15 protein-coding genes are annotated in these 17,979 nt (G+C 59.1%); 4 read left to right on the forward strand and 11 right to left on the reverse strand.

Features of this window, described 5'->3' with window-relative positions:
* Positions 1-11: 11 nt before the first annotated feature.
* From AB4Z23_RS20045 to AB4Z23_RS20070, 6 genes are all read right to left on the reverse strand, one after another.
* Complete coding sequence (locus AB4Z23_RS20045; protein WP_013761134.1) at positions 12-905, reverse strand: SDR family oxidoreductase; 894 nt, start codon at positions 903-905, stop codon at positions 12-14.
* Positions 906-1,112: 207 nt separating this feature from the next.
* A complete protein-coding gene (locus AB4Z23_RS20050; RefSeq protein WP_441360671.1) occupies positions 1,113-3,452 on the reverse strand; it encodes a bifunctional diguanylate cyclase/phosphodiesterase in 2,340 nt (779 codons plus the stop codon).
* Positions 3,453-3,637: 185 nt separating this feature from the next.
* Positions 3,638-4,741, reverse strand: a complete 1,104-nt coding sequence (locus AB4Z23_RS20055; RefSeq protein ID WP_441360672.1) for a hypothetical protein — start codon at positions 4,739-4,741, stop codon at positions 3,638-3,640.
* Positions 4,742-4,986: 245 nt separating this feature from the next.
* The gene (locus AB4Z23_RS20060) at positions 4,987-6,525 is read right to left on the reverse strand and encodes an ABC transporter substrate-binding protein (RefSeq protein WP_370953851.1); all 1,539 of its coding nucleotides are present in this window, start codon (positions 6,523-6,525) and stop codon (positions 4,987-4,989) included.
* Between the two features lie 114 nt (positions 6,526-6,639).
* Positions 6,640-7,620, reverse strand: coding sequence for a mannonate dehydratase (locus AB4Z23_RS20065; RefSeq protein ID WP_441360673.1), 981 nt, complete (start codon positions 7,618-7,620; stop codon positions 6,640-6,642).
* A gap of 67 nt (positions 7,621-7,687) precedes the next feature.
* Positions 7,688-8,401 (reverse strand): FadR/GntR family transcriptional regulator, encoded by a 714-nt coding sequence (locus AB4Z23_RS20070; RefSeq protein ID WP_004431172.1) that lies wholly within the window; start codon positions 8,399-8,401, stop codon positions 7,688-7,690.
* A 205-nt stretch (positions 8,402-8,606) separates the two neighbouring features.
* Here AB4Z23_RS20070 and AB4Z23_RS20075 point away from each other — a divergent pair, with 205 nt between their 5' ends.
* Genes AB4Z23_RS20075 through AB4Z23_RS20090 form a run of 4 tightly spaced genes read left to right on the forward strand, consistent with a single transcriptional unit; the run spans position 8,607 to position 12,097 of the window.
* Positions 8,607-9,635 (forward strand): ABC transporter permease, encoded by a 1,029-nt coding sequence (locus AB4Z23_RS20075; protein ID WP_004431168.1) that lies wholly within the window; start codon positions 8,607-8,609, stop codon positions 9,633-9,635.
* Positions 9,632-10,531 (forward strand): ABC transporter permease, encoded by a 900-nt coding sequence (locus AB4Z23_RS20080; protein ID WP_013761140.1) that lies wholly within the window; start codon positions 9,632-9,634, stop codon positions 10,529-10,531. Before AB4Z23_RS20075 ends, AB4Z23_RS20080 begins: the two co-directional genes overlap by 4 nt.
* Complete coding sequence (locus AB4Z23_RS20085) at positions 10,518-11,363, forward strand: ABC transporter ATP-binding protein (RefSeq protein WP_111801929.1); 846 nt, start codon at positions 10,518-10,520, stop codon at positions 11,361-11,363. Before AB4Z23_RS20080 ends, AB4Z23_RS20085 begins: the two co-directional genes overlap by 14 nt.
* On the forward strand, positions 11,360-12,097 hold the full coding sequence (locus tag AB4Z23_RS20090) for an ABC transporter ATP-binding protein (RefSeq protein WP_111800783.1): 738 nt from the start codon (positions 11,360-11,362) through the stop codon (positions 12,095-12,097). The genes AB4Z23_RS20085 and AB4Z23_RS20090 overlap by 4 nt, the downstream gene beginning before the upstream one ends.
* Positions 12,098-12,205: 108 nt before the next feature.
* Here the strand turns inward: AB4Z23_RS20090 and AB4Z23_RS20095 are convergent, their stop codons facing one another.
* Genes AB4Z23_RS20095 through AB4Z23_RS20115 form a run of 5 tightly spaced genes read right to left on the reverse strand, consistent with a single transcriptional unit; the run spans position 12,206 to position 17,974 of the window.
* On the reverse strand, positions 12,206-13,258 hold the full coding sequence (locus AB4Z23_RS20095; RefSeq protein WP_111801930.1) for an ABC transporter ATP-binding protein: 1,053 nt from the start codon (positions 13,256-13,258) through the stop codon (positions 12,206-12,208).
* A gap of 18 nt (positions 13,259-13,276) precedes the next feature.
* On the reverse strand, positions 13,277-14,119 hold the full coding sequence (locus AB4Z23_RS20100) for a carbohydrate ABC transporter permease (protein WP_060642606.1): 843 nt from the start codon (positions 14,117-14,119) through the stop codon (positions 13,277-13,279).
* Complete coding sequence (locus AB4Z23_RS20105) at positions 14,109-15,041, reverse strand: carbohydrate ABC transporter permease (protein ID WP_004431155.1); 933 nt, start codon at positions 15,039-15,041, stop codon at positions 14,109-14,111. The genes AB4Z23_RS20100 and AB4Z23_RS20105 overlap by 11 nt, the downstream gene beginning before the upstream one ends.
* Before the next feature lie 10 nt (positions 15,042-15,051).
* The gene (locus tag AB4Z23_RS20110) at positions 15,052-16,323 is read right to left on the reverse strand and encodes an ABC transporter substrate-binding protein (protein ID WP_111809821.1); all 1,272 of its coding nucleotides are present in this window, start codon (positions 16,321-16,323) and stop codon (positions 15,052-15,054) included.
* Between the two features lie 49 nt (positions 16,324-16,372).
* Positions 16,373-17,974, reverse strand: a complete 1,602-nt coding sequence (locus tag AB4Z23_RS20115; RefSeq protein WP_111809820.1) for an FAD-dependent oxidoreductase — start codon at positions 17,972-17,974, stop codon at positions 16,373-16,375.
* Between the last annotated feature and the right edge of the window lie 5 nt (positions 17,975-17,979).

A 17,979-nucleotide genomic window follows, 5' to 3' on the forward strand; every position in this document is an offset into this window, starting at 1 on the left:
CTCAAAGCCGATCAGGCAACGCCCCGGCCTCCGGTCACACCATAGACCTCGCCATTGATGAAGCTGCCATCCTGCGAAGCCAGCAGCACATAGACCGGCGCCAGTTCCACAGGCTGGCCTGGACGGCCAAAATCGCTGTCCTTACCGAAATTCCTGACCTTTTCGTCCGGCTGCCCGCCGCTTGGCTGCAAAACCGTCCAGAAGGGACCAGGCGCGACGACATTTGCCCGAACGCCCTTTTCGATAAGCTGTTTGGCGAGCGCTTTCGTATAGGCAACGATGCCGGCTTTCGTAGTTGCATAATCAAGAAGAATGGGAGACGGCTCATAGGCCTGTATAGATGCGGTGGTAATCACCGACGATCCGGGCTCTAGATAAGGAACGGCGGCCTGCGCAATCCAGTGCAGCGCGTAGAGATTGGTCTTCATCGTGCGGTCGAAATCTTCAGTCGACAGCTCGGCGATACCCTCGCGATATTGTTGTCTTGCGGCATTGATCACCAGAATATCGAGGCCGTTGAGATCACCTACCGCTTTTTCAACCAGTTCGCGGCACCATGCCTCGTCGGTAATATCTCCGGGTAAGGCGACCGCCACGCGGCCTTCCGCTTCGATAAGTGCTACCACCTCTTCGGCGTCCGATTCTTCCTCCGGCAGATAGGATATCGCGATATCTGCACCCTCTCGCGCAAAGGCGATTGCCACGGCGCGACCGATGCCGGAATCACCGCCGGTTATAAGCGCCTTGCGCCCGGCAAGCTTGCCGCTCCCGCGATAGGTCTTTTCACCATGATCAGGGAAAGGCATCATGTTCGTGACCAGCCCCGGCATTTCCTGAGTCGGCGTTGAAAAGGGCGGGCGCGGATACTGGTTGCGCGGGTCCTGCGGCTCAAGGCGGTCTGTCATTGGTTTCTCCCAGAGATAGAATTCCATCCTTGGTGCGTCTCATGACCAGCGAATTCATCATCGGAAGGTCAGGGCTGTCGTATGCCGCCGGCTGCGGCGGTGGCGACACGGACGCACCACACACAATCCTAACGATCTGCGTTCGCTCTCGTTCCATCGGCGTAGGAGAATGGAATTACGACGGCATCACGCCGCCGCACTCCTCTTTCAGACGGAATGTTTCTTCCGCTTGCCAGTGCTTGCCGCCGCGGCAGGAGCCACATCCGGCCTGCCGAAGAGATAACCCTGCGCCTGCGCGCAACCTTCATCGACAACCATGCGATATTGCGCGTCGGTTTCGATACCCTCCGCCGTCACTGGCAGATCGAGGCTGCGACCGAGGCCGATCACCGCGCGCACGATGGCGCGGGCATTATCATCCTCGCTCATGGCGGCGATGAAGCTGCGGTCGATCTTGATCTTGTCGAAGGGGAAGCTCTGCAAGTTGCTAAGCGATGAGTAACCGGTGCCGAAATCATCCATGACGATGGCCACACCCAGCGCCTTCAACTGGTTGAGGATGATCAGCGTCGCCTTGCGGTCCTTCAGCAACGCGGCTTCGGTGATCTCGAGTTCCAGCCGGTTCGGCGAAAGGCCGGACTGCATGAGAACCGTGCAGACGACATGGCCGAGATTTGCGAGCGAAAACTGCAAGGGTGAAACATTGACAGCGATTTTCAGGTGCGGCGCCCAGGTGCTCGCCTGGCGGCAGGCCTCGCGCAGCACCCATTCGCCGAGCGAGATGATGATCCCGCTTTCCTCTGCAATCGGAATGAAGACATCCGGAGGTACGACACCCCTTGTCGGATGCTGCCAGCGTACCAGCGCCTCATAACCGACGACCTGACCACATTCGACGGAAAGGACAGGTTGATAGTTCAACACCAATTCGTTGCGGTTGATGGCGAGCCGCAGATCCGTTTCGAGCTGGCGGCGCTCGCGGGCCTCCTGATCCATCAGGGGATCATAAAAGGACAATATTCCGCGCCCACCCATCTTGGCGCGGTAAAGCGCCAGATCAGCGGCGTGCAAGATGCTTTCGTTGCTGTTCCCGTCCCGCGGAAAGACGGCGATGCCGATGCTGACGCCGACAGCGGTCGGGTCGTTGGCCGCATTCATTTTCAACCCGAACATGGCAAGGATTGTCTCGGCAAGAAGACGTGCCTCCTCCGATTTGGTGTGCCGGGCAGTCAGGATAACGAATTCGTCGCCGCCGAGACGGGCGACGATATCTCCCGGCCTTGCGCATTCATCGAGGATGGTCGCAACTTTTTTCAGCACCCGGTCGCCCTCGGCATGGCCGAAAATGTCGTTGACCGCCTTGAACCGGTCGAGATCGAGCGCCAGCAAGGCAAACTCATCCTCCGCGTCGCAATGTTCGATCTGCTGGTGCAGCCGCGTCTGGAACATGGTGCGGTTCGAAAGGCCGGTCAGCACATCGTGGCGGGCCAGATATTCGATCTCCCTTTGCGCCTCCCGCTTTTCCGTCAGGTCGCGGATGGCCAGCACTTCGCAAGGATGGCCGCGATACTCGATGGTGCGCACGGCAAGCTCGAACACCTGCGGCCGGTCGGTGCGTTCGCGGATTGCCTCAACCGGCGCGAGGCGCGGCAGATAGGTGGGCTGTCCGTCCATGGCCTTGAAGAGATCATCTGGATTTTTACCCATCAGCGATGCCTCATCGCTGCCGACAAGCCCGGCAAAACGGGTATTCAGCTCAACAATGCGGCCATCACGGACCACGGCAAGACCATCCAGCGTCGCATCCACAAGCCCCTTGAGATCGACAAGGTAACGGTCAACGAGAGCGGCGGTGGCAGTGGCTGCGAGGACCAGGAAAGTCACGCCCGAAACGGCAGCAATCATGATCACTCTGGCGAGATTGTCGGGATCCGGGCCAGCAACGGACGGATCCGGCGACAGGATCGTGGCCGACATGGCGGTGAAATGCAAAGCGCAGATTGCCAAGATCGAACATCCGGCCGGAATGACGATGCGTTTCCATGCGGCGGAGCGAAGGAACAGGAAAAAGGCCAGCAGAAAAAATACCCAGGCAACGGCAAAGCCACCCAAAACGGGGGCCCAGCGATAGCTGATCGTGGCGGCCACATCCATGCCCGCCATGCCGACGAAATGCATGACGGCAACCGAAAGGGTAACCAGCGTTCCGACGATAACGGGACTGTAGCTCGCCTTCGAGCGCGCCCTGAGCGCCAGCCAGAACCCCAGAACGGCCAGAACCGCCGACAGCGCCGTGAACTGGAAATCAAAGCCGATCGGGACTGAACCCTTATAAGCAAGCATGGCAACGAAATGCGTGGCCCAGACGCTGAGCCCCGCTGCAAAGGCGGCAACCAGCACCCAATAGGGCTTGCGGCCAGCCGGGCTTTCTTCCGCACGCAACAACAAATGGAAAAAAGCATGCATGCCAAGCAGGCAAATAACCGCTGCAAGCAGTACGATCGCATGATCGTGTTGTACCGCAACGCATTCCAGAACCGTGAACATGATGCACTCTCCCAGCCTCGAGAACCGCCCACGATCGCACTATGGAGTTGGTTTATTTATAAATCTCTAATGCAACTTTGGATAATTGATCGATCTCATCGACAAAGAGCCAGGAGACGCCGGGCCGACGCGCCAGGGCATAAAGCTCTTGCGACCGGCCCAATAAACGCCAAGAGAGAAAGCCTTTATTTCCAGCTTCGAAAATCGTCCCCGGCACAACCGAAAGGTGCCGGACCATCAGCAAAACGCTCCTGCAGACGCGCGCAGCCCCACTCGTTGAGCGCCGCGGGCATCATGTTGTTGAGATCCATGCCCGGAGAGTTGAATTGCGAAGGCGCGCTGGTGACGTACCACAGCCAGTACCCCAAGGTTGCAACGACGATAAAGGCGACAATTGCAACGAACGTTGCCAGCCGTCGCGCAAGGCTCGGGGCTTTTGTCACCGCCGCGCCGGGGGCGGGTACACCCTCCTGCCCACGGTTCGCAAGCACCGGTTCGAGCGAAGCAAGTGCTTCCGCTCTTTCCTGTTCCGATAGGTCAATTCGCTCCAGCTGATCGTCAAGCAGAACAGGCAGCGGGGTTTCATCGTGCCAGACCGCCAGTGCGACATCGTGTTTGCCGGTGTGGCCGACGACGACCGGGATTCGCCCTCTCTCCAGGTAGGTAAAGGATTGCCTCTTCGTCTTCCCTTCCCTAACCGTATCGGCATAGGTCACGAAAAGACGGCTGCGTTTTTCGGCGACCGCCGTCAGCGCCACCGAAATAACAGTCAATGGCGCCGGGTGCCGCAGACGCAGACGAGCCCGCAAGGTGCGGATAAGTGCAAGCAGCAGTGCGAAACAGCCGAAACCGAGCAGGGCAACGAACACGCCCAGGGTTATGATCCGGTTCCAGAGCATATCGAGGCCAAGTGAAATCGTTGCAAGTTCTGGATTCTTCGCCGAAATGACCAGACCGGTTTCATAGTCGCCGGAATGGAAATCGACGAACATGACCTCGACATCCTTCTTGTAGCTCACACCGCCATGCTCGTAGGAAAGCTCAGCTTCGCAATTCGTGAAGATCGCCTTGCGGGTCTTGCAACTGCCGTTGATATCGCCGCTTTCGATCTCCAGCGGGTCGCGGCTGATCTGATAGTCGCGCAACACACCCGGGCCTTCGGCCACGAGCAGGACGACTGTAATCACCAGCAGCACGGGAATGGAGAAATAATAGGCCGCCGGTACCGAAATGACACCGCGCTTCAAACTGAGCGGCCTTGCGGGAAGTTTTATCTGTGGGAAGCTCATGGTGCCAACGCATTTAATGGAATGTGAGCGAGCGGGGTTTGGGAATCCCGCTCTGGGAAAGAGTCGATCGCTGCACGGTCTAACCCGCTAGAGCCATCGCGAAAACCCCAAGAATTCAAGGATGCGGGCGTAATAGTTCGCACGGCGGCCCTGTCTTAATTGGCCAGCAAGCAGTCGAGGGACCCACAAAAAAACGGGCGGTAAAGTCACCGCCCGTCACATGTTTTCCGTCTAGTGGTTTGCAGTCACTGCTTCGTCACGTTTTCCAGTCGCGTCGTCTGGCTTGGGTGACCGACATAATCCTTGACGCGCGACGTCAAAACGATCGGCTCGTATCTCTCGAAGAGAGGCAGAACCGCTGGCTTCTGCGCGACGAACATTTCCTGCATCTGGGTGTAGATTTCCCCACGTTTCTTGGCATCGGGCTCAAGGGAAGCCTTTGCGGTCAGAGCCGTCAGTTCCGGAATGTCCCAGGCAGAGCGCCAGACGAAATTGCCGGCATTGTTGGCAGCAAGCGAGTTGTCGGGGTTACTGGAGAACTGCTCCATCGAGCCGAGGACGTTGGGCATATAGGCGCCCGTCTGCGGAATAAGCAGATCGAAGTCCCGCGCACGGTGAGCGGCAATCACGTCCGAACCGTTACCCTGCTGAATGTTCACCTTGATACCGACCTGGCTGAGCGATGCCTGGATGGCCGTAGCAAGATCGATGCGCGGCGTTTGGGCAATTGTCTTCAGATTAAGCGTGAAGCCATTCTCATAACCGGCTTCCTTCAGAAGAGATTTCGCTTTCTCGACATCAAGCTTCCAGTCGGGGCTTGGAATGGCATATTCGAAATTCTCCGGAACCGGCACCGTGCGCGCCCTGCCATAGGGGCCCATGATGGTCTTTTCCATTCCCTTGTAGTCGATGCCGTAAGCAATCGCTTCGCGAACCTTGGGGTTGGAAAGAGGCTCCTTGCCGGCATTCATGGACAGGACGTAGAAACCACCCGTCGGCACGCGCTGGATCTGAAAACCTTCCTTGTTGTTGAAGGTCGCAAGGTCGGATGCCGTCAGCGCGCTGGCAATATCGATGTCGCCTCGCTCCAGCATCAGGCGCTCCACCTGGCTTTCCGGTACATGCCGGACGATCACGCGACGCATTTTCGGGCTGCCAGCCACATAGTCCTTGTTGGCCTCAAGAATGATGATTTCGTTCGGCGACCAGCGATTGAGGGTGAAGGGTCCTGAACCGGCGGAATTTGTTCTCAGCCACGCATTGCCCCAGTCGCCATCAACTTCATGGGACTTGAGCTCCTTGCTGTCGACGACACTGGCAATGACCATCGCCAGACGATAGAGCAGCAGCTCGGAGGTCGTTTGCCCTGACAGTTCGATACGGACCGTCTTCTCGTCCGGGGCGCTCACCAGCTTGTCGACATTTTCCGCGTTGTAACCGACGCGCTTGAGGTTGGCGGCCGCCGCCTGATTCATCTTCAAAAGGCGGCTGAACGAATAAACCACATCTGCGGAGGTAACGGGATTGCCCGACGCAAAGTTGGCGGCGCGAAGATGAAACGTGATGCCCTTGTCATCTGTCTCCCAGCGCTCTGCCAGCTGCGGCGAAACCTTCCCCGAGCCATCGACCGAGATCAGCCGATCGTAAAGATTGGCCATGATTTCGTTGGCTTTCGCTTCGGTGGCCTGATGCGGGTCTAGCGACAGCACCTGGGCAAGCGATGTCCCGACGACGAGCTGGTCGTTGGGGGTCTTGGCCGCCACCGGCGACGCCTGCACCAACATGGCTCCCAGAACGGTGGTGAATGCGAGACGGATCATTGATTTTTTCATACCTGCTCCTCCTACAGATCGGTAATTGCAAGCCGGCAGCACCACGCGCCAACCGGCCTGAAACAGTCAAAGATGGTTGTTATTAAGCGCCTCGATGAGCGCGGCGATGTAGCCGTAGCAAAACGCAAAGGCGACACCGACGGGATCGCGGCCCGCAATCGTCGGCACATGATCGGGCATGATCATGTAGCGGTAGCCGAGTTCATGGTAGAGCTTCAGCGAACGGACCATGTCCATGTCACCCTCGTCGGGGAACGTTTCCATGAACGACAGCTTGCCGCCGCTGATGTTGCGGAAATGGACATTGAATATCTTGTCGCGGCTGCCAAACCAGCGGATGATCTCGTCGATCTCCTCGCGCGGATTGTCGAGCATCTCGCCGATCGATCCCTGGCAGAAGTTCAGGCCGTGATAGGGGCTTTCCCGCATTTGCACGAATTTCTTCAGGCCCTCGACGGTACCGAGCACCCGGGTGACACCCTTGTAGCCGGGCGGGGTGTAGGGGTCATGCGGATGGCAGGCAAGCCGCACCTTGTTGCTTTCGGCAACCGGCACCACGCGTTCGAGGAAATAGTCGATGCGTTCCCAATTTTCGTCCTCGGATAGAACACCGGCAAGGCCCGGAGCCGCGTCATGGTCCGCCTTGTCCCATCGCCAGGCTTCATTGAGCGAACCACCACGCCCACGCTCCATTTCAGTGCGCGGGATGCCGATGAGATTGAGGTTGTATTTCGCCGCCGGGATGCCGGCCCTGGCGATATCCTCAATCATTCTGCAGACGGCATCGATCTGCCGGTCGCGTCCTGGCCCGGCAAGCAGGATATCGGGAAACGATGCCTGTTCGATCGGCCTTGATGGCAACGGCAATTGCACCATGTCGAGCACGAGGCCAAAGCTCTCGACCTTGTCACGGTGGCGCTCAAAATCCTCAAAGGTCCAGCTTGCGGGTGCACCAGGCGGATCTGCGTTGATATTCTTGACGCCAAGCTGCGCCCAAACCTTGAAATCCTCGTCATCGCGCGCTGTCACCTGGGTGCCGACATACATCGATTCTCTCCTCACTCCATGCTAGTCATCATATGACATCGCACGAAATAAGATGAGTGTCGAGATGCTATTGCGCCTCGGAAAGCAACCTGTATCGACGCTGGCTCGCAAGCATATGATCGCGCATGGCTTTCCGCGCGGCATCCGGATCCTGCTCTACGATGGCGCGCAGGATTGCCTCATGTTCGGCCTGCACTTTGCGCAGATAATCCGCGTCGCCCGTCTCCGGCAGGGTTGGAAACTGACCGCGCGGTATCGAACGTGACCCGAACTGGCGCAGTGCCTCGAGATAGAACCGGTTGTTGGTCGCTATCGCAATGGCCGTGTGAAACTCGTAATCGGCACTGACGGTGCTTTCGCCCGCATCGATGGCCCGGCCCATTTTCCGATGGGCTGCGGAAATCGCCGCTTCCTGCTGGGCTGTGCGGCGATAGGCGGCAATTGCCGCTGCTTCGCCTTCGGTTGCGAGCCGAAACTCAAGCATTTCCAGCGTTTCTGCAATTGTGCCAACTTCGGATTGCGTCAGCTTCACACCCGCCCACTCGCTGACATTGCTGACGAACACGCCCTTGCCATGGATGGGAATGACATAGCCGGAAGAGCGCAGATCCGCGATCGCCTCGCGAACCACTGTGCGGCTCACGCCGTAGGTGCGCTCAAGCTGCGGTTCCGTGGGAAGCTGATCGCCGTTCTTCAGTTTTCCACTGCGAATTTCTGCACTGAGATTATCGATGATCTGTTGTGCCCGCCGCTCCCGCGGCTTTTCCCTATCGCCCATCATGCCACTCTTCCCTCTTGCAGAAAACGAATCCCTTCGTTACTCATATGATGACGTGGCGTTACGTCATATGTTTTCATGTTAGCTCAGGGAGGAGTTGGGATGAAGTACCATCAAAAGTTTTTGCAGGGTAGAATTGCTCGTCTGCGGCGAGCCGTTCAAAAAGTGGCATCGCTGACAGCGTTTTCTCGTGGAAGTGCGATTTGCGATGACTGAAATTTCATTGCGCGGGCTTGGACATCGCTTCCTGCAACTTGTCGTTAGCCTCTTCATCCTGCTCTGCATCACCTTCATCATTGGCCGGGTGATGCCGACCGATCCGGTCGGGGCAATCGTCGGTGAGCTTGCAGATCCCAAGGCCTATGAAGCCATGCGGGCTCGGCTTGGGCTTGATCTCCCTCTCTACCAGCAGTTTTTCATCTATCTCCGCGGCCTGCTGCACGGCGATTTCGGTATAGCTATTCTGACCGGAAACCCGGTAACGCGGGACCTGGCGCAAGCCTTCCCGGCGACGCTTGAGCTTGCAACGCTGGCCATCATCATCTCCACCGTCATCGGCGTCCCGCTCGGTCTCGCCGCGGCCCTGTTTCGCGACACGTTCATCGACAAGTTCGCACGTGTCTTTGCGCTGGTGGGGCATTCGATACCCGTATTCTGGTTCGGTATCGTCGGGCTCGTGATTTTTTATGCGAATCTCAACCTTGTCGCCGGGCCCGGTCGCGTGGACGTCTTTTACGAAGGCCTCGTGGAGCCGAGAACAGGGCTGATGCTGGTCGACACTCTTCTCGCAGGTGAGACAGAGATTTTCTGGAATGCGCTCGCGCATATCATGCTGCCGGCGATCATCCTTGCCTATATGGCAATGGCCTACATTACCCGCATGACCCGCGCCTTCACGCTCGAACAGCTCAGCCAGGATTACGTGATTGCGGCGCGTGCGAAAGGCGTCAGCCCGGCGCGCACCGTAACCCGCCATGTACTGCCGAATATCGCGGTGCAGCTGATCACTGTTCTCGCCATCTCCTATGGCAATCTGCTGGAAGGCGCCGTTGTGACCGAAATCGTCTTTTCCTGGCCCGGCATCGGACAATACATGACGAACGCACTGCTTATCGGTGACATGAATGCGATCCTCGCAGCCACGATCGTCATCGGCTTCATCTTCATGATGCTCAACTTCCTCGCAGACGTGGCCTACACCACGCTTGACCCGCGGACACGGGAGGTCGCTCGATGACCGATATAACTCAGAACACTCCCGTGCGGAGCCGCAGCGCGTTGTCTCGGATATCCACAACGACGGCGCGGACGCTGCGGAAGCTTGGCGACGAACCGCTTGGAATGTTCGGTTTTGCCATTCTCGCCATTCTGGTCGTGGTTGCCATTTTCGCTCCCCTGATTGCGCCATATGATCCGGTGCGCCAGGTGCTCGACAATGCGCTCCAGCCTCCCAGCTGGGCGCATCTGGCGGGAACCGACGAATTTGGCCGAGACATTTTCAGCCGCCTCGTCTATGGCACCCGCATCACGATCCAGACCGTCTTGTCGGTCTCGGTCATCGTCGGCCCTATCGGCCTTGCAATCGGTGTCATGGCCGGTTTCTTCGGCGGCAGAACCGACGCCATTCTGATGCGCGCGACCGATATTGTCCTTTCCTTCCCTTCGCTCGTTCTGGCACTTGCCTTTGCTGCTGCAATGGGAGCCGGTCTCGGCACCGCAATCATCGCGATCTCGCTGACCGCCTGGCCGCCCATCGCGCGTCTGGCGCGGGCCGAAGCGCTGGTCGTGCGCAACACCGACTATGTTGCGGCCGCACGCCTCTATGGGGCCTCGCCGATGCGCATCCTGTTTCTTTATATCGCGCCGATGTGCATTCCTTCGGTCATCGTCAGGCTGACATTGAATATGGCCGGCATCATCCTGACGGCCGCCTCGCTTGGCTTCCTCGGTCTTGGCGCGCAGCCGCCGCTTCCCGAATGGGGGGCGATGATTTCCAGCGGCCGTAAATTCATGCTCGATTACTGGTGGGTCGCCGTCATGCCCGGCATCGCGATCCTTTTGACGAGCCTTGCCTTCAACATCGCTGGCGATACGCTGCGCGACCTACTGGATCCGCGTCATGCCCGTTCCTGATAGCTCCCCCATTCTTTCGGTCCGCGATCTTAACGTTCGCTTTGGCCGCAACGCCATCCCCGCCGTCTCCAATGTCAACTTCGACGTCGGACGCGAGCGTGTCGGTATCGTCGGCGAATCCGGGTCCGGAAAGTCCACGACCGGCCGTGCCGCCATGCGCCTTCTGCCCAAGAGTGCCACGGTGACGGCAGAACGGATGGATTTCCTCTCCGAACCCCTGCTTGAAAAATCCGAGCGCCAGATGGGTGCGATCCGCGGCAGCGAGATGGCGCTCATCATGCAGGATCCGCGTTATTCCCTCAATCCGGTCCTGCCGATCGGAAAGCAGGTGGCGGAAGCGGCCGAGCTGCATCTGGCCCTCAAGGGCAAGGCCGCCAGAAATGCCGCGCGCGACATGCTGCTGCGCGTGCGCATCAACGATCCTGACCGCGTTATGGGGCTTTATCCCCACCAGATTTCAGGCGGCATGGGACAGCGCGTGATGATCGCCATGATGCTGCTTGCCAAACCCAAGCTGGTCATCGCCGACGAACCGACCTCAGCACTCGATGTCAGCGTCCGCAAGGATGTCCTTCTGCTTCTGGACGAGATGGTGCGCGAAAACAATTCGGGCCTCATCCTCATCAGTCACGATATCCGCATGGTTGCGGCCTTTTGCGAACGCGTGCTGGTCATGTATGGCGGACGCGTCGTGGAGACGCTTTCCAAGCTCGAAGATGCGCAACACCCCTATACGCGGGGCCTGATCGCGGCCATGCCCGATCCCCGCAATCCGGTCCGGCGCCTCAAGGTGCTGGATCGCCAGGCAATCGATGCGGAGGTGACGCGATGATCACGGTAGACAAGCTGGATGTCGTCTACGGCACGAAGGAAACCCGCAATCACGTCGTGCGCGACGTCAGCTTTCGGGTCAACCGAGGCGAGACACTCGGCATCGTTGGCGAAAGCGGTTGCGGCAAGTCGACATTGCTGCGGTCGCTTGCCGGCCTGGAATCCGGCTGGACCGGATCGATCTCTTTCGAAGGCAAGCCTGTGGGTAAAGTGCGTAGCCGCGACGAGCTAAAGCTGGCGCAGATGGTGTTCCAGGACCCCTATGGTTCCCTGCACCCACGCCACCGCATCGGCCGGGCTCTTGCCGAACCGATCCGCTCCATGGGGCTTGGTGACGGCTGGTCGAAGGTTCCGGCCGCGCTGCAGCAGGTTGGCCTGCCCGCGCATTTTGCCGAGCGCTTCCCGCACGAACTGTCCGGAGGCCAGCGTCAGCGTGTTGCGATCGCCCGCGCGCTTATCCTCGAGCCGCCGATCCTGCTTCTCGATGAGCCGACATCCGCTCTCGACGTCTCCATTCAGGCGGAAATCCTGAACCTGCTGGCCGATCAGCGCGACGAGCAGAACCTCACCTTCGTTCTCGTCAGCCACGACCTGTCGGTTATAGCCCATATGTGCGACCGCGTTCTGGTCATGCAGAATGGTGTTTTTGTCGATGAGTTGACCAAGGCCGATCTTGAAGCGGGCATCACCCACGCCGCCTATTCAGGCGAACTATTCGAGAGCAGCTTCCTCTGAAAGCAGTCATGGGGTGAGCCATTGGAACAGCTGGACTGCGAGGTTTTCCCTGGCAGTCCAGTATCTGATCAGGCCTTCGGCCGGCGCAAGAGGCAGATGGCCTCGTGATCAGTTCAGCCCTGCTCCGTCTTCACTCGAAAACAGATGGACGCAGTTAAGCGTCGGCGAGACCATGATGCTGTCGCCGACTGCCTGCCCTATACGTTCCCGAAAGACGCCGAGTACCTTGGTATCGCCGAGTTTCATGGTGACCTGCGTTTCCGATCCTAATGGTTCAACCAGCATTATCTCGGCAGGTACGCCGCCGGCATCAAGCAGGAAGTGTTCCGGGCGGATGCCGTAAACGGCCTGTTTGCCGGCAAAGCCGGCCGCGGAAACTGGCAAGGGCAACACGATACCTGCGGTTTCAAAACCTCTTTCAGTTATCGCGCCGCTCAGGAAGTTCATCGATGGCGAACCGATGAAGCCTGCAACGAACTGATTTGCCGGGCGGTCGTAAAGTTCGAGCGGCGTGCCGATCTGCTCGACCCTGCCGCCATTGAGAACCACGACCCTGTCGGCCATCGTCATCGCCTCGACCTGGTCGTGCGTCACATAGATCGTGGTGGTCTTCAGCTTCTGGTGCAGTGCCTTGATCTCGCCGCGCATGACGACGCGCAACTTCGCATCAAGGTTTGACAGGGGCTCATCGAACAGGAACACCTGCGGATTGCGAACAATGGCGCGGCCCATCGCGACGCGCTGGCGCTGGCCGCCGGAGAGCTGGCGGGGATAACGGTCGAGCAGCTGCGCAAGGCCAAGAATATCCGCTGCCCAGTTCACCTTTTCAGCAATTTCCTGCTTGCTCGAGCCCCGATGCTCCAGCGAAAAGCCCATATTGCTGGCCACCGTCATATGCGGATATAGGGCATAAGACTGGAACACCATGGCAATATCGCGATCCTTGGGATCGAGATCGTTGACGACCCGTTCGCCGATCCTGAGCTCTCCGCCGGTAATCGTTTCGAGCCCCGCTATCATCCGCAGCAGGGTCGACTTGCCGCAGCCGGAAGGCCCGACAAGCACAACAAACTCGCCGTCCTTAATGGCGAGATCGATGCCGTGAATGGTTTTCACCGCGCCATAGCTTTTGCGGATGTCGGAGAGAGTAACGTGAGCCATCAATCGGTTTCCGGTTCTTCAGCCCTTGAGGCCGGTATGGGCGAGGCCTTCGACAAACTGCTTCTGGGCAATCACGAAGACGATGAGCACGGGCAGCGCAGTCAGCGTCGCTGCGGCAAGCTGGATGTTCCACATCGGCCCGCCATAGGCGTCGGTATATTGCGTCAGCGCCTGCGGCAGCGTGAACATCTCGGCGCTGGAGAGAAAGACGATGGGTTCGAGGAACAGGTTCCAGGAATGCAGGAACGTAAAGATCGCGACCGAAGCAAGCGCCGGCTTTGCCAGGGGCAAGGCAATCTTGCGAAATATCTTGAAACGTCCAAGACCGTCGACGCGTGCGGCCTCCTCCAGCTCCCCCGGCAGTGTCACAAAAAACTGCCGCATGACGAAGGTGGCAAACACGCTTGGCGCCCCGAAAATCGGCACGAGGATCAGCGGCCAGTGGGTGTTGACCATGCCTGCCTTCAGGAACATCTGGAAGAGCGGCACGATCGTCACTTCGGACGGGATCAGCAGGCCAAGCAGCACGATCATGAAGATCACATTGGCGCCCGGAAACCGGATCCGTGCGAAGGCATAGCCTGCCATTGAGGAGATGATCATCGTGCCGATCGTCACCACAGCGGCAATGTAGGCGGAGTTCCAATATTGCCGCACGAAGGGCTGCAACTCGAACACCTTCGCATAGGTCGTCCAGTCGTGGCTCTGCGGGATGAGCTGCGGTGGGAAGGCGAAGATGTCGCTTATGGGCTTGATGGAGGAGGTAACCATCCACCAGGTCGGAAAGACGAAGGGGATAAGCAGCACGCACAGCAACCCGTAGAGCGCCACCTGCATGCGGGGGGAAAGGTCAGCTTTCATAAAAGACGATCCTCTTGCGCATCTGCCACTGGGCAAAGGTCAGCACGGCAACGATCAGAAACAGCAGGATGGACAGGGTCGAGCCGTAACCGAAGAAATGGAACTGGAAGGCCTGCTGATAGAGGTAGTAGACCAGCACCGTGGTCGACAGACCCGGCCCGCCCTGGGTCAAAACCGCAATCTGAGCAAAAACCTGTAACGAGCCGACAATGGTGATGATCGAGGTCAACAGGATCGTCGGGCTGATCAGCGGCAGGGTGATGCGACGGAACTGTTTGAAGGCTGGCGCGCCGTCGATGCGGGCGGCCTCGTAGAGTTCCTTCGGCACGCCCTGAAGTGCCGCCAGAAACAGGATCATGTTGAGCCCGACATTCTTGAAGACCTGCACGACGATGACCGAAATCATCGCTGTCGTCTCCTCGCGCAACCAGTTGGGGCCTTCGATGCCGACCATCAGCAACATGCCGTTGATGCCGCCGTTCTTCTGCAGCAGGAAACCCCAGACGATCGTCCAGGCAACCAGAGACACGACGACGGGCGAGAAGAACAGCGTTCTGAATATCGCTATGCCGGCAAGCTTCTGGTTGAGCAGCACGGCAAGCAGCAGCGCCAGCGACAGGTTGAACACGACGAGGCCGGCGGAGAATATCCCGGTCGCGCCCAGCACCTCCAGAAGATTGCCGTCTTCGATGAGCATCCGGTAGTTCTGCGCACCGGTATAGGTGAAGGTATTGGCGAGCACGTTCCACTCATGCAGCGAATACCAGAACACCAGCCCGAGCGGGATCAGCACGAAGATGATGATCCCGATCAGTTGCGGGGCGATGAACAGAAAGCCAGCAAGACTGTCGCGCCGCGCGATGGTCCAGAACGCCGATGCAGGGCGATGCCGGGGACGGGTAATCTCCTGCGCGACAGCCATGGCTTTCTCCTCAGCGCTTCAGGAGCGGCGCGATCTGGCCGCAGATTTTTTGAAGCGCTCCCGCGACATCGGCCTCCGGCCGCCAGACCGCATCGAGGTTTGAGCGCACGATCTGCTGTATCTGCGCAAAGCCGGTGTGGCCGGGCATGACCTTGCCCGTGGCGATGCCTGATATGACGACCTTTTCGATCTGTTCCTGGCTGAGCAGCGGATTGGTTTTTTTCAAAACCTCCGCATTCAACAGCGACTTGCGTGCCGAGGGGAAGAACTGGCTGAGCTTTGCCGAATTGTCCGGATTGGTCATGTAAGCAACGAATTCGGCCGCCGTCTGCGCATTCTTTCCGGACTGCATGACGCCGATGCCGGCCTGCCCGATCAGTGCGTATTCACCGGCCGGTCCTTTCGGCAGCGGCACGAGGTCCCAGCCGAAAGGCTTGTCCTTCGGCAAAAGCGAGGCCCGGCTGATCTGGGTAATGGTCATCGCGGCATTACCGGCGAAGAAATCGACCGTCTCGCCGGGGCCGGGCATGGCCTTCTTGCTGAAGATGGCATCATGGATGAACGATAGAGCATCCGCCATCGGCTTTTCCGCCATGGTGCACGTTGCGCCATCCGCGCTCCAGGGCGATGCGCCCCAGCCGTTCCACACGGAGGTCAGATATTGCCAGCTCTGGTAATTGAAGTCGCGGACGACAAGCCCGCCCTTGCCGGATTTTGCGACCGCCGAGGCGGTCGCGATGGCGTTTTCCCAGGTCCATTCGCCGGCAGCGATCATCTCCGCCGGCGTCTTTGCACCTGCGGCCTTGATGAGATCATTGTTGACGAAGACCGCAAAGGGCGAGGTCGAGAACGGATAGGCGAAGAGCTTTCCGTCCTGCGACCAGCGTTCCGTGGCCCCGGCGCTGACTTCGTCGAGATTGTAACCCTGCGCGGCCTTCAGCGTGTCGGTGAGCGGATAGAGCGCGCCTGATTTGACGAAATCATAGGCCGAGGTCTCGAAAATCCAGGCCATGTCAGGGGCGTTGCCACCGGCGATCTGGGTCGTCAACGCAGTGGTATAGGTGTCGAAAGGCAGGGACTCATAGGTCACGCTGACATTTGGATGGTCCTTTTTGAAGCCGGCTGCAATGTCGTTGAACAGCTTTAGATGCGCCTCGTTGGCACTCCAGATCGTCATGCGCAGCTTGACCGCATCCTGCGCCGCCGCTGCCCCTGCCAGCGCAACCGAGCCGATAAGGGCTAGCGCGCAGGCCGTGGTTTGCATTTTCCAATGACTATTCATTCCCAGTCCTCCTCCAAAGATGGGTTAGATCGAACGGCAGTCCGCCGTCCTAATAGGCCGCGATATCCGGCCAGCGTATTTCGATGCCCTCGCGGGTCAGCGCCGTCTGGAAGACATGAAGATGGTCATCGTCTTCCTGCACCTGATGCGGTGTGAGACCTTTTTCCAGGCAATAGGCCGCCAGCATTCCAGCCACTTCGCCGATATTCCATTCGACTGGATGCAGGCGGTAGCAGCCATTGGTGATATGCGTCGTGCCGATGTTCTTGCCCGCCGGAATAAGGTTCTTCACGCGCTCGGGTATGAGTGCGCCAAGCGGGATCTCGAACGGGCAGGAAGGCACATCGATATAGTTGTCGCCACCGGTCGATGGGTGCAGATCGATGCGGTACATGCCGATGCCGATGCTGTCGCGATAGCGGACAGCCCCCCTGTCACCGCGAACCGTGTAGGAAAGATCCTGTTCGACGATGCGCGTGACCGGCTTGATGCGGCGGCTTTCCCGGATATAGGGCGCCATGGCAAGGCCGTGTTCGGTGCCGGTAATATCGCCTCTGAGACGCAGGCCGCGAAAGCCCTGTCCGCCATCAAGGCGCGGCGCTTCGGTCTGCAACCAGTAAAACACCGAATAGGAAAGTTCGGCCGCCGCCTTCAGATGCCGCGCCTTTTCTTCTTCCGACACATCGATGATGGTGCCGTCCATGTAGTCGATCATCGGCCAGTTCACGAGGCAGATGTCGGATTTATAAAAACCTGGCGCAAAGTTCTTGCGTGCCGCGATGCGACGGAAAATCCAGAGGTTTTCATCGCCACCGCCCTTGCGCTGGTCGGCATCAACCAGCAACGGATCGTCGTCCGGATTGGGCGTGAAGGAGCGGGTCGTGTGTTCCAGCGTGCGCGGATGCGGCGCGGTGAAACCGAGCATCGGCCCACCCCAGAAATGCGGCTGGTACTTGCGCCAGTAGTCGTAATTGTCAGGCTTGTCGATCGTCTGATCGCCGTCGACATGGTCGATGGCAAAGCAGATCGATACGGCCTGCACATTATCAGGCTGGGCGCTGGCCGGCGCGCTGGGCTCCCCCGTGTCCGATTGCGCCTCGAACCCCTTGGCATATTCCGTGCCCGTCATCGGCAACAGATCGCCAAGCTCGGTGGCATCAAGAATGTAGTCGGCGGAAATGACGATCTCCGCTCCGCTGTCGCGATGGCGCACGGTGACCGCGCGGACCCGGTCGCCGTCCACATCGGCAGCAACCGGCCGATAGGGCTTGAGCACCGTCAGCCGGTCGGCACCGATATGGGGCATAAGCATGCTTTCCATCACCGCAAGGCTGACGCGCGGCTCGGCGCAGATGCGGCTGACCCAGCCGCCACCCGGATTGAGGTCACTCCAGGAGCGGGCGCCTTCCGTCAAAGGATAATGGTCGCGGTAATATTGGCGCACGCCGTTGCGTAGTGCGCGATAAGAGCGGGTGATGCCGAACTGCTCGACCCAGCTATGTTCGTCCGATGGCACGGCCTGGCTGGTCAACTGACCGCCGATCCAGTCATATTCCTCGGTCATGATCACGCGCTTTCCGGCGCGTGCGGCACCGAGGGCCGCCGCCACGCCGCCAAGGCCACCACCGACCACAAGAATGTCTGCTTGCATCTCTT

Source organism: Agrobacterium sp. MCAB5, assembly GCF_052114365.1.
In the GTDB taxonomy this organism is placed as follows: domain Bacteria; phylum Pseudomonadota; class Alphaproteobacteria; order Rhizobiales; family Rhizobiaceae; genus Agrobacterium; species Agrobacterium tumefaciens.